Source organism: Vibrio sp. zbq_1, from assembly GCF_043102935.1.
Taxonomy (GTDB): Bacteria; Pseudomonadota; Gammaproteobacteria; order Enterobacterales; family Vibrionaceae; genus Vibrio; species Vibrio parahaemolyticus.
Genome location: NZ_JBICJH010000041.1, coordinates 331,068 through 348,215, shown reverse-complemented (window position 1 = coordinate 348,215; position 17,148 = coordinate 331,068). Strand labels below are relative to the sequence as shown.

At 45.2% G+C, this 17,148-nt stretch carries 15 protein-coding genes; 2 read left to right on the top strand and 13 right to left on the bottom strand.

Annotation, left to right across the window (positions count from 1 at the left end):
* Positions 1-46: 46 nt before the first annotated feature.
* The 13 genes from lpxA to rpsB form a co-directional block, all read right to left on the bottom strand.
* Complete coding sequence (lpxA, locus tag ACF8CV_RS19465; protein ID WP_005456706.1) at positions 47-835, bottom strand: acyl-ACP--UDP-N-acetylglucosamine O-acyltransferase; 789 nt, start codon at positions 833-835, stop codon at positions 47-49.
* A gap of 1 nt (position 836) precedes the next feature.
* Positions 837-1,289, bottom strand: a complete 453-nt coding sequence (gene fabZ, locus ACF8CV_RS19460) for a 3-hydroxyacyl-ACP dehydratase FabZ (protein ID WP_005456699.1) — start codon at positions 1,287-1,289, stop codon at positions 837-839.
* Between the two features lie 171 nt (positions 1,290-1,460).
* The gene (gene lpxD / locus ACF8CV_RS19455) at positions 1,461-2,492 is read right to left on the bottom strand and encodes a UDP-3-O-(3-hydroxymyristoyl)glucosamine N-acyltransferase (protein WP_005456719.1); all 1,032 of its coding nucleotides are present in this window, start codon (positions 2,490-2,492) and stop codon (positions 1,461-1,463) included.
* A gap of 6 nt (positions 2,493-2,498) precedes the next feature.
* Positions 2,499-3,008, bottom strand: coding sequence for an OmpH family outer membrane protein (locus tag ACF8CV_RS19450; protein ID WP_005456715.1), 510 nt, complete (start codon positions 3,006-3,008; stop codon positions 2,499-2,501).
* 13 nt (positions 3,009-3,021) lie between these two features.
* Positions 3,022-5,436 carry an outer membrane protein assembly factor BamA gene (bamA, locus tag ACF8CV_RS19445; protein WP_005456717.1) on the bottom strand — a complete coding sequence of 805 codons (2,415 nt, stop codon included), beginning with the start codon at positions 5,434-5,436 and terminating at the stop codon, positions 3,022-3,024.
* Positions 5,437-5,480: 44 nt separating this feature from the next.
* Positions 5,481-6,839, bottom strand: a complete 1,359-nt coding sequence (gene rseP / locus ACF8CV_RS19440) for a sigma E protease regulator RseP (RefSeq protein ID WP_005456697.1) — start codon at positions 6,837-6,839, stop codon at positions 5,481-5,483.
* A complete protein-coding gene (gene ispC / locus ACF8CV_RS19435; RefSeq protein WP_005456710.1) occupies positions 6,839-8,044 on the bottom strand; it encodes a 1-deoxy-D-xylulose-5-phosphate reductoisomerase in 1,206 nt (401 codons plus the stop codon). The genes rseP and ispC overlap by 1 nt, the downstream gene beginning before the upstream one ends.
* A 51-nt stretch (positions 8,045-8,095) precedes the next feature.
* Positions 8,096-8,938, bottom strand: a complete 843-nt coding sequence (locus tag ACF8CV_RS19430) for a phosphatidate cytidylyltransferase (RefSeq protein ID WP_020838634.1) — start codon at positions 8,936-8,938, stop codon at positions 8,096-8,098.
* A gap of 12 nt (positions 8,939-8,950) precedes the next feature.
* Positions 8,951-9,706 (bottom strand): isoprenyl transferase, encoded by a 756-nt coding sequence (locus tag ACF8CV_RS19425; protein WP_005480970.1) that lies wholly within the window; start codon positions 9,704-9,706, stop codon positions 8,951-8,953.
* A gap of 96 nt (positions 9,707-9,802) precedes the next feature.
* Positions 9,803-10,360, bottom strand: a complete 558-nt coding sequence (gene frr, locus ACF8CV_RS19420; protein WP_005456723.1) for a ribosome recycling factor — start codon at positions 10,358-10,360, stop codon at positions 9,803-9,805.
* Positions 10,361-10,456: 96 nt separating this feature from the next.
* Complete coding sequence (pyrH, locus tag ACF8CV_RS19415; protein WP_005484104.1) at positions 10,457-11,188, bottom strand: UMP kinase; 732 nt, start codon at positions 11,186-11,188, stop codon at positions 10,457-10,459.
* A gap of 148 nt (positions 11,189-11,336) precedes the next feature.
* Positions 11,337-12,182 carry a translation elongation factor Ts gene (gene tsf / locus ACF8CV_RS19410; RefSeq protein WP_005456729.1) on the bottom strand — a complete coding sequence of 282 codons (846 nt, stop codon included), beginning with the start codon at positions 12,180-12,182 and terminating at the stop codon, positions 11,337-11,339.
* A 131-nt stretch (positions 12,183-12,313) separates the two neighbouring features.
* Complete coding sequence (gene rpsB, locus ACF8CV_RS19405; protein ID WP_005456727.1) at positions 12,314-13,042, bottom strand: 30S ribosomal protein S2; 729 nt, start codon at positions 13,040-13,042, stop codon at positions 12,314-12,316.
* Between the two features lie 397 nt (positions 13,043-13,439).
* Between rpsB and map the strand changes: the two genes are divergently transcribed.
* Complete coding sequence (map, locus tag ACF8CV_RS19400; RefSeq protein ID WP_005456732.1) at positions 13,440-14,318, top strand: type I methionyl aminopeptidase; 879 nt, start codon at positions 13,440-13,442, stop codon at positions 14,316-14,318.
* 113 nt (positions 14,319-14,431) lie between these two features.
* Positions 14,432-17,056 (top strand): bifunctional uridylyltransferase/uridylyl-removing protein GlnD, encoded by a 2,625-nt coding sequence (glnD, locus tag ACF8CV_RS19395; RefSeq protein ID WP_005479040.1) that lies wholly within the window; start codon positions 14,432-14,434, stop codon positions 17,054-17,056.
* The last annotated feature ends 92 nt before the right edge of the window (positions 17,057-17,148 follow it).

Genomic DNA, 17,148 nt, shown 5'->3' with positions numbered 1-17,148 from the left:
GCCCTAATTGGGCGCGATCTTTTCCACTTATTGATTCATTCGCGAATTAACGAATGATACCACGTTCCGTTGTTTCTAGAATGTCAGAAAAACGCTTCACAGCTGGCCATTCTTGTGCCATTTCTGCAAGAATCGGTTTCACTTCTTCTAGCGTTTTACCAGAGCGGTAAATTTCTTTGTACGCTTTTTGTAGTGCTCGAATTTCTGGTTTCTCAAAACCATTGCGCTTCAAACCAACTAGGTTCAAACCAAACGGCGTAGCATGGTTACCTTGAGCAAGCACGTAAGCAGGTACGTCCTGAACAACCGCAGAACAACCACCAACGTATGCATAAGCGCCTACCGTACAGAATGGGTGAATGGCAGAAAGTGCCATTACACCAGCGTGATCTTCTACTGTTACATGGCCACCCAAAATCGCATTGTTACCAATGTGAGTATGGTTGCCTACTACGACGTCATGCGCGATGTGTGCATTCACGCACAGTAGGTTGTCGTCGCCAATCACTGTTGTCGCTTTGTCTTGCACAGTACCACGATGAACCTGAACCGCTTCGCGAATCACATTACGGTCACCGATAACCACGGTTGTATCTTCGCCACCATACTTCTTGTCTTGGTTTTCTTCACCAATCACTGCATGTGGGAAAATACGGTTATCTTTACCAATTTTGGTATGGCCTTTGATTACTACGTGAGACATGACTTCAGTACCTTCACCAATCTCCACCGTTGAGGTGATGTAGGTAAAAGGACCAACCGTCACGTTAGCGCCAATTTTTGCGCCTTCTTCTACCACCGCAGCTGGGTGGATTTTAGCGGTTTCATGAATCATATTAAAACTCTCGACGAGCACACTTCAGCTCTGCTGAACACACTACTTCGCCGTCAACTTTTGCTACACCGCTAAATGCAGCAATGCCACGACGCTCTTTTAGAAATTCAACTTCAATAACCATTTGGTCACCAGGAACCACAGGTTTACGGAATTTCGCGCCGTCTACACTCGCAAAGTAGTACAACTCGTTTTCTGTCGGTGCACCAAATGATTTAAATGCTAGTAGGCCAGTAGCCTGAGCCATAGCTTCCAGAATCAACACACCTGGGAATACTGGTAGTTGAGGAAAGTGACCTGTGAACTGAGGTTCGTTAACCGACACATTTTTAATTGCGTGAAGGTACTTCGCTTCTTGGAAGTCAATCACTCGGTCGATCAATAAGAATGGGTAGCGATGAGGTAGTAGCTCTTGAATTTCAGAGATGTTCATCGTTTTCTTTTCAGTAGTCAAAGTCGTCTTCCTATATCAATTCTCTTAACCAAGATGGCAAGGCAGCGGCAAAGGCCGCAAACTGGGAAATGCCTGCAAAGTGTATACCAGCTTGATAATAAATCTACTAATAGCGCGTCATTATAGAAGAAAAAGACCCGCATTTCGCGAGTCTTTGTTCAGAATATGGAACTAAGATTCTTCTTTCTGCTCCAGCTGTTTTTCAACAGCTTTCAAGCGTTTGTTCATCTCGTCAATACGGTGAACACGAGTTGCCGTCTTGCGCCATTCTCGGTTCGTCTGTAATGGGATACCTGATGAATAAAGACCCTTTTCTTCGATACTGCGCATTACCATGCCCATACCGGTGATGGCAACACCATCTGCGATAGTGATGTGGCCATTTAGAACCGACGCGCCGCCGATCTGACAGTACTTACCAATTTTAGTACTGCCGGCGACAATAGTACCACCTGGCATCACGGTACCATATCCGATCTGCACGTTATGTGCGATTTGAAGTTGGTTATCAAGAATCACATTATCTTCAATAATGGTATCTTCAAGTGCACCACGGTCAATCGTAGTACATGCACCAATCTCGACGCGGTTACCAATGCGCACAGAACCAAGCTGAGGGATTTTAATCCACTCGCCTTTATCGTTCGCATAACCAAAACCGTCAGAGCCAATGACTGTGCCAGATTGAACCAGACAGTCATCGCCTAATGATACTTCATGATAAATTGTCACATTAGCCCAAAGCTTGGTGTTGTTCCCCAGCTTCGCGTTTTTACCGATAAAGCAACCTGCGCCGATAACAACGTTATCACCCAGTTCAACCCCCGTTTCAATAACCGCGTTTGCACCAACTGCAACGTTTTCACCCATCTTCACATCGGATGCAATCACTGCACTCGGTGCAATGTCTTCAGCAGGTTTTGGTGTGGTATCCATAGCCTGAACAACACGAGCGAATGCAACATAAGGGTCAGCAACGACGAGTGCATTACCAGCACACTGGTCCTTATGCTCTGCCTTCACCATCACCACTGTTGCTTTACATTCAGATAGATGCTTTGCGTATTTTGGGTTAGACAAGAAAGTCACGTCACCTTCTTGCGCTTTATCCATTGGAGCTACACGGCCAACGACGAGTGACTCGTCACCAAATAGCTCACCCCCGGTAATTGTCGCCAACTCGGCTAATGTCAATTTTTTCATAACTTCTTATTTTAGAGCTTTAATTACGTCTTCTGAGATATTGTATTCTGGTTTGCCGTATTGCAGTGCAGAAATATCAATAACTAGGTCGTAACCTTTTTTGTCTGCTACTTTCTTCACAGCATCTTGGATTGTTTTGAATAGCTTCGCTTTCTCTTCTGCTTCACGACGAGCGCTTGCTTTCTCTAGAGCTTGAGCTTTTACTTTGTATTCGCTGTCTAGCTTCGCGATGTCGATACGCAATTTCTCAATTTCTTCCTGACCTAGAAGTTCACCATCACGTTGTAGTTTTTCAATCTTGGTTTTAGCTTGCGCTTGAATTGATTTCAGTTCATCAGCTTTGCTCTTAAAGTCTTTCTGCATTTTTTGTAGAACGACTTCACGTTGAGGAAGAGCTTGGAAAACTTGAGCAGTGTTTACGTAAGCGATTTTCTGTGCAGCTTCGGCTGCGTTTGCAAACATTGAAGAGCTCAGTACAAGAAGGCCAATCCCAGCCGCTTTGATCATTTTATTCAAAATATTTTCCTCTTTAGAAAGTTCTACCGATAGTGAATGTGAAGAACTCTTCATCATCGCCATCAAATTTCTTAATTGGTTTCGCTAGTGAGAAGACTAGAGGCCCCATTGGAGACATCCACTGCAACGCCGCACCATAAGATGAACGGTAGTTGGTTGGATCTGAGTAATCGTAGTAGTAACGGTCACCATATTCTGCACCAGAGTCGCGATAGTCAAACTCGGTATCCCAAATACTTGCCATATCGAAGAAAATACTGGTTCGAATTTGGTTGCGAACTTCGTCCGACGCAAATGGTGTAGGAACAATCAGCTCGATACTTGCTAGCGCTACTGCGTTACCACCAACAGAATCGTCTGTAGCAGTATCAGCACCATTGTTCGAGCCAGAGTAATCACGATAAACCGCTTTCGGACCTACGCTGTTAGAGCCGAAACCACGTAGTGTCGTAAAGCCACCTGCGTAATAGTTTTCGTAGAATGGGAACAAGTTATCGTTGCCATCCGTCTGACCGTAACCGTTACCATAACCTAAGCGACCACGGAACAAGAGCGTGAACTCATGCTTCTTAGTCAAAGGCACGTACTGACGCACATCGTACTGCATTTTGAAGTATTGAACGTCAGAGCCAGGTACGGTCATCTTGTAGAATGCGCGTTGGTGGTTACCCGCTGTCGGGAAATAACCGCGGTTCAGGTTGTTACGAGTCCAAGAAATGTTGAAGTCAAAGTCGTTGGTGTTTAACGCACCGCTTGAGTCGATATTGTCTGCTTGAGCTTGCAAGAATTGCTCTACCTGCAAGTAAGGTGACAAGTTACCGATCTTGTTGTGGGTATAACCAACGCCGAATTCAAAACGGTTCAGTTCGTCAAATGGGAAACCCCATGTCAAACTTGCACCATAACTTTGGTTGGTATAGTCAACGATACCCGCTTCCGATGCTTCAAATTCATCGTAGAAAATCTTACCGCCCAAGCTTACACCATCAAGGTTCCAGTATGGGTCGCGGTAGTCTAAGCTCACGTTCTTTTGATAGTCGTTCATCATCGCGTTGATACCAACGCGGTTACCGCTACCTAAGAAGTTGTCTTGTTGCAGACCAACTTGGAAGCTGACGCCCGATTCGGTACCGTAGCCAACACCAAAGTTTACACTGCCTGAGTTCGCTTCTTTAACCGAGTAAACCAGATCAACTTGATCATCACTACCTGGTACACGAACCGTTTGTACTTCTACGTTTTCAAAATAGCCAAGACGGTTAAGTCGTGTCTTACCAGTTTCAATCGACTTGGAGTTTAGCCAGCTACCTTCCATTTGGCGCATTTCACGACGCAGCACTTCATCTTTCGTTGAGTTATTACCAGTAAAACGAATGTCACGAACGTAAATTCGATTACCTGGATCAACATTCACAACCAAGGAGACTTGTTTGTTTTCATCGTCAAATTCAGGGATGGTGTTTACTTGAGGGTAAGCGTAGCCAGATTCACCAAGCACACGCTTGATGCCTTCTTCCATCGAAGTCACAAGAGAACCGTTGTACGTTTCATTGTCTTCGAATGGAACGAGTCGTTCGAAGGTCGCTTCTTCACCAATCAGGTCACCGCGGAATTTTACATCTTTAACGGTGTACACTTCGCCCTCTTCCAAGCCAAGAGTAATGTATACCCCTTTCTTGTCAGGAGAGATCGCAACTTGTGTAGAATCAACGTTAAATTTCAGGTAGCCGCGGTCAAGATAGAATGACTTCAGCGCTTCGATATCACCAGCAAGCACTTGCTTTTGGTATTTTTCGTCCGCGAGGAAATTCCACCAAGGCACATCAACGTTCAAGTTGAAACGAGAAAGAAGTTCTTCATCCGAAAAGACTTCATTACCGATAAAGTTGATTTGCTGAATTTTTGCCGACACGCCTTCCGTGAAGACAAATTTCAAGTCAGAACGGTTACGTGGCAATGGAGTCACAACCGCTTTCACTGTTGCGTTGTACTTACCAACACTGTAGTAAAAATCTTCCAAGCCTTTTTCGATGTTACTTAGCGTAGTACGGTCAAGCGCTTCACCTTCACGAACGCCAGATGCATTCAGGTTTTCTTGTAGCTGCTCGTCCTTGATCGCTTTGTTGCCTGAGAATGAGATGCTTGCGATAGTTGGACGCTCTTTCACTTGAACCATCAACACGCCACCATCACGCAGCACTTTTACATCTTCGAAGTTACCAGATGCGTACAGTGCGCGGATAATCTCTGCAACATCGCCTTGGTCAATGGTATCACCGACACGTACAGGCATTTTTAGCAACGCCGCACCAAGTGCTACACGCTGCAATCCATCGATTTCAATATCTTGAACTACGAAGTTCTCTGCTCCGTTTGCAGATACACTGGTCGCCAGTAAACTTGCAAACAGAATTCGCTTAATCGCCATACTTGTTTTAATTATTCCTTGCTACTGCTTTTGTCTCTGAACTATCACAGACGAGTAAAATCATTAAATAGCGCTAACGCCATGAGCGAGAAGATGATTGCACCACCAATTCTAAAGCCCATTTCCTGTACTTTTTCTGGGACTGGGCGTCGGATAACGGCTTCAATTGCGAAGAACAATAAATGACCACCATCCAACATAGGTAACGGAACGAGGTTAATAATACCTAGGTTAACACTAATTAGAGCGAGAAAACCTAAAAAGTAAACTAGACCGTAGTCCGCCGTCGCACCCGCACCTTTTGCAATCGAAATTGGGCCGCTCAGATTGTTAAGACCGACATCACCAACAATCAGTTTTTTCAACATGCTGACGGTCAAACCAATCACTTGGCCTGTCTTATCAACCGCTTTACCAATTGATTCGAATACACCAAACTGCAGCTCGAAGCGATAACTTTCTGGCCATTCTGCGACTTCAGGTGCGATACCTGCAAAGCCAACCACTTGTTTGTTAGCCAGCTCACGACTGTCTGGTGTTAATGTTAGTGATTGCTCAATGCCTCGGCGTAATACCGTCAACTCGATTGGAGTATTTGGATTTGAGCGTACAGCATCTACGACTTGTTTCCAGTCATTGATAGGCTCACCACCAATCGCGATGATTTCATCTTCTGGAAGCACACCTGCTTTCGCGGCTGCACCGTCTTCAGAAACTTGCTTAATAACGCGATAGATTTCTGGTGTATATGGAGCAAAACCAAGTGAATGCATCGCAGATTCGGTTTCTGGATCAAATTTCCAGTCACGAAGGTCCAGCGTTTTCGTCACTTCAGCGCCAACTTCTGAGTCTGACGTCAGTGTTAGCGTCATAGCGTCATCACCAATATGAGAAATTAATCCCATATTAACTGATTCCCAATCCGGAGTTTTGATGCCTGATACTGCTTTTAGTTCCATTCCAGATTCAATTCCTGCCTCAGCAACAATCGAATTGGGCGTAACTTCACCAATTACGGGTTTTACCGCTGGTACACCAATCAGGAAAACCAACCAATAAGCAAAAATAGCAAATAAGAAATTAAAGATAGGGCCAGCTGCAACAATAGACGTTCGTTTCCAAAGCGGCTTTTGATCAAAGGCTAAATGTTTTTCACTTTCTGGCACATCGTCAACACGGCTATCTACCATTTTGACGTATCCACCAAGAGGAATCATTGAGATAGTGTATTCGGTTCCGTCTTGACCAACTTTTCGCCAAATAGACTTACCAAAACCGATGGAAAATCTTTCAACCTTCACGCCACAACGACGAGCAACCCAAAAGTGCCCAAACTCGTGCACGGCAACGAGAATGCCCAGTGCAACGATAAAAGAAACAAGATTCCACAAAATACCAGTCATTAGCTACGCTCGCGTATAATTTCTAGGGCGATAGTTCGAGACATTCTATCTAGCTCTAGCAAGCTTTCCAAGCTATTCGCATTCTCAGGTTTGCAGCTTGCGGTGATTTTATGCAAAACCAATTCATTGATGCGAGCTATATCTGTAAAACCAAGGCGATTATTTAGAAACGCATCAACAGCAACTTCATTGGCTGCATTTAGAGCAGTAGTCGCATGTTGCCCTTCGTAACACGCGTCAATCGCAAGCTTCAAACAAGGATAACGAGCAAAGTCTGGTTGCAAGAATGTCAATTCACCTACTTGAGTAAAGTCTAGCGGTTTTACACCGGCATCAACACGAGAAGGATAAGACATTGTCAGCGCAATTGGTGTTGCCATATCTGGCTCCCCCATTTGCGCCAGTACCGAACCATCACGATACTGAACCATTGAATGGATTACGGATTGCGGGTGAATAATCACTTTTAACTGGTCACGAGCCGCATTGAATAGCCATTTTGCTTCAATGTACTCAAGACCTTTATTCATCATAGTCGCAGAATCGACCGAAATCTTTGGCCCCATAGACCAGTTAGGGTGCGCGATTGCCTGTGCTGGCGTTACGCTGTCGAGATCGGCAATGTCAGCGTAACGGAATGGACCGCCAGATCCGGTTAACAGAATACTAGAAATGCCATGCTCATCTAAGTTACAACGGCCAAGATTGGTTTGAACTTGCTGTGGTAGGCACTGGAAAATAGCATTATGTTCACTGTCTACTGGCAGCAACTCTGCCCCGTATTGTTCAACGGCATCAATAAACAACTGCCCAGACATGACAAGCGCTTCTTTATTCGCCAGCAATACGCGCTTGCCCGCTTTAACGGCCGCCATGGTTGGCAACAAACCCGCTGCACCAACGATGGCTGCCATTACGCTATCTACTTCTTCTAATGAAGCCACATGACAAAGTGCATCAACACCACCTAACACTTCTGTATTTGGTGAAATGGTGTGGATTTCTGATTGCAGAGCAACAGCCGCAGCCTTATCCGCCATTACCGCGAATTTAGGCTGCCATTGGCGACAAAGTGCCACCATCTTTTCAACGTTAGTGCCAGCCGCTAGTGCGACCACAGAAAACAGCTCTGGGTTTTGTTCAACCACTTTTAAGGTGCTTGCACCTATTGAGCCTGTTGCACCAAGAATCGTTAACTTTTGCATGATGTAAGACCGTTAGAAAAATTCAGGAGCGATGAAGCCGCTCCCGATAAATTAGAATACGTAGTATAGAAGAGCAAAGACTGGAAATGCAGCAGTCAGGCTATCGATACGATCTAATACGCCACCGTGGCCTGGAATGATGTTACTGCTGTCTTTGATGCCAGAAACACGCTTAAACATGCTTTCGACTAAATCACCTAATACAGAAATCACGACAGTGATCAACGTAATGATGATCATATGAATTGGGCTCGTGAACTGGATATTGAACCAATCGGCGAACAACCAGCCAACAATCAGTGCCGCGATTATACCGCCAATAAGACCTTCAATCGTTTTGTTTGGGCTAACATGTGGTGCCATCTTGCGCTTGCCTAAACTTTTACCAGCGAAGTAAGCACCGCTGTCTGCAGCCCATACCAAGAAGCAAACGTACATTACGAGCTTTGCACCGTGGTATGGATCTACGGAAATGTCTGTGGCTCTTAGAATGATTACACTCCAAAGAAAAGGGAGTAATGTCAGAAAACCAAAAACATGTCGTAAAGCAAGGTTGCCTTGCCAAGATTTTGTGGTTTTCGGGTAAGTAATTGCCATCAAGCTCGCAATAATCCACCACACAAAACCAAGTCCTAACACAACATAATGAGGTGTACTTAAATGGTTTAAGCTATGTGCGTCAGGTGAGATAAAGAGAAAACTAAGTCCGGTAACAACGGCTGCCGGAATCAGTGCAGCAATGCGAGAATTGCTTTCTGTAAATTGTGTCCACTCCCAAAAACCTAACAGTGTTATCGCCGTCAACGCGATAATAAAGCCCATTAGGGGTAACTTAAAAATACCTAAAATAACCAGGGGAGCTAAAATTAGTGCTGTTATTATTCTCTGTTTCAAACTAATTAGTCCTTATTGAGCCGTCATCAATGCCTTTACTTGTTCACCAGTACAGCCAAAACGACGCTCACGGTTAATAAACCACGTCACAGCTTCAACTAAGCTGTCTTCGTCAAACTCTGGCCAAAACTCTGGCGTAAAGTACATTTCAGCATAAGCCATTTGCCACAGCATGAAGTTGCTGATGCGGCATTCGCCACTAGTACGGATCAAAAGATCCACCTCTGGTAGGTCTGCCATGGTCAAATGCTCAGTGATTAACTGCTCATTAATATCCTCTACACGAATTTCACCGTTACGAGCTTTAAGCGCTAGTGCTTTAGCCGCTTCTGTGATGTCCCATTTACCACCATAATTGGCCGCAATGTTAATCACCATACCGGTGTTGCTTGCCGTTAGATTTTCCGCTTCTACAATTTTCTTTTGTAGGCGCTCACTAAAGCGGCTTGTGTCACCAATAACACGTAACTGTAAGTTGTTTTTATGTAGCTTTTTTACTTCACTAGACAGGACTGTGATGAACAGTTCCATCAAAAGACCAACTTCTTCCTCCGGACGACGCCAGTTTTCACTACTAAAAGCAAATAATGTCATCGCTTTAATGCCAAGTTTGGAAGCCGCAGCAACGGTCTTACGAACGGCATTAACGCCTTTTTTATGGCCAAATACGCGAGGTTTTCCTTTGGACTTAGCCCAGCGACCATTACCGTCCATGATGATGGCAATATGCTTAGGGAGGGAGTCAGAGAAGGCTTGAGAATTTTGCATAGGGAGTTAATTGAGTTCCATCAGTTGGATAGATTAACACAAAAAAACGCTGCACTGTGAGCACAGCGTTTTCCAACAGTGATGTAGGTGGGAGTATTAAACTTCCATCAACTCTTTTTCTTTTGCAGCAAGAACTTCGTCGATCTTCTTAACTGCTACGTCAGTCAGCTTTTGGATCTCTTCTTGTGCTTTACGATCTTCGTCTTCAGAGATTTCTTTATCTTTTAGAAGCGCTTTTAGATCGTTGTTTGCGTCACGACGGATGTTACGTACTGCAACACGACCACCTTCAGCTTCACCACGAACGATCTTAACTAGGTCTTTACGACGCTCTTCTGTTAGCGGTGGAAGTGGAACGCGAATGATAGTACCAGCAGACATTGGGTTTAGACCAAGGTCAGACATCATGATCGCTTTTTCAACTTTTTGAGTTAGTTCTTTGTCGAAAACTGTGATTGCTAGTGTACGTGCGTCTTCAGCTACAACGTTCGCTACTTGGTTAAGAGGAGTAGCAGCACCGTAGTACTCAACAGAGATACCAGATAGTAGGCTTGGGTGTGCACGACCAGTACGAACTTTAGAAAGGTTGTTCTTTAGCGCTTCAACGCTTTTGTCCATGCGCTCTTGCGCGTCTTTTTTGATTTCGTTAATCACGGTTTCACCTTAAAAATGTCATCTTTCCTGAAGAAAGCTTAAAAGGGTTGAGCAAAGCGAAACGCCATCCAACGTTGTTTGGATGGCGTATTAGAATTATGCGTCAGAGTTGATCAGCGTGCCTTCTGCTTCGCCCATCACCACGCGACGTAGTGCGCCTGGCTTGTTCATGTTAAATACGCGGATAGGCATTTTGTGGTCACGAGCAAGTGTGAACGCAGCCAAATCCATTACTTTAAGCTCTTTATCCAGAACTTCTGCGTAAGATAGCTTATCATACAGCTCTGCGTCTGGGTTTGCTACTGGGTCAGCAGTAAATACGCCATCAACTTTCGTTGCTTTTAGAACTACGTCAGCTTCGATTTCGATACCACGTAGACACGCAGCAGAGTCTGTTGTGAAGAATGGGTTACCAGTACCTGCTGAGAAGATTACAACGCGGCCTTGACGAAGTTCGCGAATTGCATCAGCCCAATTGTAGTCGTCACATACGCCTTTAAGAGGAATTGCAGACATTACGCGCGCATTTACGTATGCACGGTGAAGAGCGTCACGCATCGCAAGGCCATTCATTACTGTAGCAAGCATACCCATGTGGTCACCCACTACACGGTTCATACCAGCTTCTGCAAGACCAGCGCCACGGAACAGGTTACCGCCACCGATAACTACACCAACCTGAACACCCAGTTCAACCAGTTCTTTAACTTCTTGTGCCATACGATCAAGGATCGCAGGATCAATACCAAAACCGTCTTCACCTTGAAGAGCTTCACCACTCAGTTTTAATAGAATACGTTGATACGCTGGTTTAGGGTTCGTAGTCATGGAGTTTACCTTCCAAAGAGAGTTGTTGATTAACAGTCATGAATAATCACAAGCTTGCTTATGGTTATTCATCACGGCTAATCGTCTACTGCTCATAAAAAGACCGCAGCCAAGGCCACGGTCTAATCTTTGCACAAGTCTCTAAGGATTAACCTTTTTGAGCTAGTGCTACTTCTTCAGCGAAGCTTAGGCCTTCTGCTTTCTCGATACCTTCACCAACTTCTAGGCGAACGAATGTAGCAACTGAAGCACCTTTTTCTTTCAGCATTTCACCTACAGTTTTCTTAGGTTCCATGATGAATGCTTGACCAGTTAGAGAGATTTCGCCTGTGAATTTCTTCATGCGGCCAACAACCATCTTCTCAGCGATCTCAGCAGGCTTGCCTTCGTTCATAGCGATTTCAACTTGAACTTCTTTCTCTTTAGCAACTACGTCAGCTGGTACGTCTTCTGGGTTTACGTACTCTGGCTTAGAAGCAGCAACGTGCATTGCTACGTGCTTAAGAGTTTCAGCATCGCCTTCACCAGCAACAACTACACCAATTTTCTCGCCGTGACGGTAAGAAGCGATTGCAGTACCTTCAACGTATTGTACGCGACGGATGTTGATGTTTTCGCCGATTTTAGCAACTAGAGCAACGCGAGCTTCTTCGAATTGCGCTTGTAGCTCTTCAACTGTAGCTTTTGAAGCTAGAGCTGCAGCTGCAACTTCTTGTGCAAACGCAGTGAAGTTACCGTCTTTAGCAACGAAGTCAGTTTGGCAGTTAACTTCAAGAAGAACAGCTGAACCGTTTTCTTCTTTGATGATGATCGCACCTTCAGCTGCAACGTTACCAGCTTTCTTAGCTGCTTTCGCTGCGCCAGATTTACGCATGTTTTCAATTGCTAGTTCGATGTCAGCGTTTGCTTCTACAAGCGCTTTCTTACATTCCATCATGCCAGCGCCAGTGCGCTCGCGAAGTTCTTTAACTAGAGCAGCAGTTACAGTTGCCATTCTCTATTCCTCGTTTGATTCGAAATAAGGTAAAAAACAGGGGCCTACATTGTCGGCCCCCGATGCTAACTATAACTCAGTCTATGCTACAACAAGGTTTCACATAAACTAAGTGTGACACAGAGCCGCTATTATTCAGCTTCTACGAAGCCGTCTTTTTCAGCAACTACTGCAACGTCTTTGTTGCGACCTTCAGTTACTGCAGATGCAGCAGCGTTTAGGTATAGTTGAACTGCGCGGATCGCGTCGTCGTTACCTGGGATGATGTAGTCAACGCCGTCTGGGTTAGAGTTAGTATCTACCACAGCGTATACTGGAATACCTAGGTTGTTAGCTTCTTTGATTGCAATGTGTTCGTGATCAGCGTCGATTACGAATAGAGCGTCTGGTAGGCCGCCCATGTCTTTGATACCACCAAGAGATTTCTCTAGCTTCTCCATTTCACGAGTGCGCATTAGAGCTTCTTTCTTAGTTAGTTTGTCGAAAGTACCGTCTTGAGATTGAATCTCAAGTTCTTTTAGACGCTTGATTGACTGACGAACAGTTTTGTAGTTCGTTAGCATACCGCCCAACCAACGGTTGTTCACGTAGAACTGGTTGCTAGCGATTGCAGCTTCTTTAACAGCTTCAGATGCAGCGCGCTTAGTACCTACGAATAGAACTTTACCTTTTTTCTCGCCAACTTTAGCTAGTTCAGCTAGAGCTTCGTTGAACATTGGTACAGTTTTTTCTAGGTTGATGATGTGAACGCGGTTACGAGCACCAAAGATGAATGGCTTCATTTTTGGGTTCCAGTAACGAGTTTGGTGACCGAAGTGAACACCAGCTTTCAGCATATCGCGCATTGATACAGTTGCCATTTTAAAATCCTCTATGGGGTTAGGCCTCCACATCCCCCATAATTCCGACCAAGCTTCTGCTCAGCACCCCGGAACATGTGACGGAATGTGTGTGATTTAAAGATAAAAAGGTTAATCGGATGAAGCTTGCTTCGCCGCTTAGCTTTTGCAGAGCGAAGAGAACAGTCCTCTATTCCGGCGCGCTTTATATCATATTTTAGCTCAAGATGGCTAGTAAAAATTGTTTCTTATACTTGTCACATTAGCAGGAATGCTACCCTACTCTCGGCCAGATTCTATTACTACACTTCAAGTAAGAATGACTCATATTCTTAACTGGCTTGGGTTAACCGCCAGATGTCTGATAGAATGCGGCCATTCGCACGTTTACGTGCTTACGAATAAGTAGAGAAAGCCAATGTCAATCAAGATTAAAACTGCTGAAGAAATCGAACGCATGCGCATTGCGGGCAAGCTGGCCGCAGAAATTCTAGAAATGATCGAACCACATATTCAGGTGGGAGTTACGACAGACGAACTGAACAAAATCTGTCATGAATACGCTCTAGAAAAAGGCGCATACTCTGCACCGCTTGATTACCATGGTTTCCCTAAGTCGATTTGTACGTCTATCAACCATATTGTTTGTCACGGTATTCCTGCTGAAAAAGACGAGATTGGTAGCAACGGCCAAATGAAGCCGGCGGTACTAAAAGATGGCGACATTCTTAACGTTGATATCACTGTGATCATCCCGAACGATGAGAATGCAGACCTAAGTGTACGCCCTCAAGGCTACCACGGTGACACATCTAAAATGTTCCTAGTCGGTGATGTTTCACCAGCCAACAAACGTCTATGCATGGTTGCTCAAGAAGCACTTTATGTCGGTATGCGTACCGTTAAACCAGGTTCAACTGTTGGTGATATCGGTACAGCTATCGAGAAATACATCAAAGAAAACAATAAGAACAACCCTCGCAATAAGTTCTCTATTGTTAAAGACTTCTGTGGTCACGGTATCGGTGATGAGTTCCACGAAGAACCACAAGTGGTTCACTACAAGAACAAAGACCGCCGCGTACTTAAAGAAGGCATGTGTTTCACTATTGAACCAATGATCAACGCAGGTAAATTCGGTTGTACTGTTGACGCACAAGACGACTGGACTGTATACACAGGTGACGGCAAAAACTCAGCGCAATGGGAACACACTATCGTGGTAACCAAAGATGGTTGTGAAGTATTAACGCTACGCAGCGATGATACGATTCCTCGCCTAATGAAAAATGCGTAACCAAGAATGACTTCAATATCCCCGCTCATGCGGGGATATTTTTTATCTCCGCGAGATTTGTTAAATTAGAAAGGTTCGTAGATCTTTACTTTTAGCTTGCACGGATAGCAAATATGCCACTTCAGTCCCCTCTTACGTTTTCCGACGAACAAATCAATATCGGCGAACTAAAACAAGAGTTAGAAAAATTCAGCTCAACCCAAAAACAAGAGTTTCTTAACCATCACCCTGTGACCAGCTTAGTATTGGCTCGCGCAGAGTACATGGACTTGCTGCTGACGCGTTTATGGCAATACTTCGGTTTTAATGACATTTACAACATCTCATTAGTGGCCGTGGGCGGATATGGTCGCGGTGAACTGCATCCGTTGTCCGACATAGACATTCTTGTTCTTTCTAACAACAAACTGCCGACCGCGTTAGAAGCGAAAATCAGTGAATTTATTACCTTACTATGGGACTTAAAACTGGAAGTTGGCCATGCGGTTCGCACTGTCAATGAATGTGCACAAATTGGTCGTGACGATCTAACGGTTGCCACTAACCTACAAGAAGCGCGTCTGCTTTGTGGCAGCGAAGACACATTCCAAGCTCTGAAAAAGGTCGTGCTATCCGACTCTTTCTGGCCGAGCGAAACCTTCTACCGCGCAAAAATCCAAGAACAACGCGAACGTCATGCTCGCTACCACGATACGACCTATAACTTAGAGCCCGACATCAAATCGACCCCAGGAGGTCTTCGCGATATTCACACTTTGAGCTGGGTAGCGCGCCGTCACTTTGGCGCCACATCTCTGCTAGAGATGAGCCGTTACGGCTTTCTTACCGATGCGGAATACCGCGAACTGGTGGAGTGTCAGGACTTCTTGTGGCGTGTCCGCTTTGCGCTGCACATTGAACTTCGCCGATACGACAACCGTTTGACCTTCGCACATCAAGCACAAGTGGCCGAAAACCTCGGTTATGTTGGTGAAGGCAATCGCGGCGTCGAGATGATGATGAAAGAGTTTTATCGCACACTTCGTCGCGTCGCAGAATTAAACAAAATGCTGCTCAAACTGTTTGATCAAGCCATCATCAATGGTGGTGCAACTGAAAACGCAGAAATTTTGGATGCAGATTTTCAACGCCGTGGATCGTTAATCGAAGCCAGAAAACCTGCGCTATTCCAAGCCAGACCAGAAACCATTCTCGATATGTTTTTGCATATCGCGAACGACTCAACCATTGAAGGGGTAAGCCCTCCAACCCTGCGACAACTGCGTACCGCACGTCGCCGCTTAAACAAGTTTTTACACACGATTCCAGCGGCTCGTGAAAAATTCTTAGCGTTATGTCGACACCCAAATGCACTTCATAAAGCGTTCAGTTTGATGCACAGACTTGGGGTCATGGCCGCATATTTACCGCAATGGAGCCAGATTGTTGGTCAGATGCAGTTCGACCTGTTCCACGCCTACACGGTTGACGAGCACAGTATTCGCCTACTCAAACACATCAATACCTTTAACAATCCAGACAACCACGCGAAGCATCCGATTTGTTGCGACATATACCCTCGCATGCAAAAGAAAGAACTGCTGATCATCGCAGCAATCTTCCATGATATTGGTAAAGGTCGCGGTGGTGATCACTCAGTGATTGGTGAAGGTGAAGCGTACGATTTCTGTATTGAACACGGGCTGTCGAAGCCAGAAGCTAAGTTAGTGGGCTGGCTGGTGAGGCATCACCTTCTCATGTCAGTCACCGCACAACGACGCGATATTTACGATCCTGACGTCATTACAGAGTTTGCGAAACAAGTTCGTGACGAAGAATCTCTTGAGTATTTAGTGTGTCTCACGGTTGCGGATATTTGCGCAACCAATCCAGAGCTGTGGAATGCTTGGAAACGCACGCTGCTTGCCGAACTCTTCTACTCAACGCAACGCGCACTACGTCGCGGATTAGAAAATCCGGTTGATGTGCGTGAGCGTATTCGCCATAACCAACAAATGGCTTCCGCATTGCTGCGCAAAGAAGGGTTTTCTGCACGCCAAATTGAAGTGTTGTGGCAACGATTCAAAGCTGACTATTTCTTGCGCCATACTCACACTCAAATCGCTTGGCATTGTGCGCATTTGCTGCGTATGGATGATCCAAACAAGCCGCTGGTACTTATCAGCAAAAAGGCTACGCGCGGTGGAACAGAAGTGTTCGTTTACACCAAAGATCAACCAGCGTTGTTTGCTACCGTGGTGGCGGAGCTCGACCGTCGTAACTTTAACGTTCATGACGCCCAAATCATGACCAGCAAAGACGGCCACGTGATTGATACCTTCATGGTGCTCGACCAACATGGAGAAGCCATTGACGAATCTCGCCATGCTGCCGTGATTAAACACCTCACTCACGTACTGGAAGCGGGTCGTCCGACGAAGATTAAAACGCGCCGCACCCCAAATAAACTTCAACACTTCAATGTGAAAACCAAAGTCGATTTCTTACCAACAAAAGGGAAGAAACACACCTTGATGGAGTTTGTAGCACTCGATACTCCGGGACTACTAGCCAAAGTCGGACGTACTTTTGCCGATTTAAATATCAACCTCCACGGCGCAAAGATCACGACCATCGGCGAACGAGCAGAGGACTTATTTATTCTCACTAGCGAAGCTGGCGGTAGACTCAGCGAAGAACAGCAAAATGAATTGAGAGACAAACTGATCGAGAAGTTATCTGACGCCGTCACTGCCTAATTCGAAACTGCCAAAACATCCGGTTCAGAGTGAGGGCGATCTTGTCCACAAGTTGAGCAATTTGGCTAAATATCAGCTATCTAGCTCATACA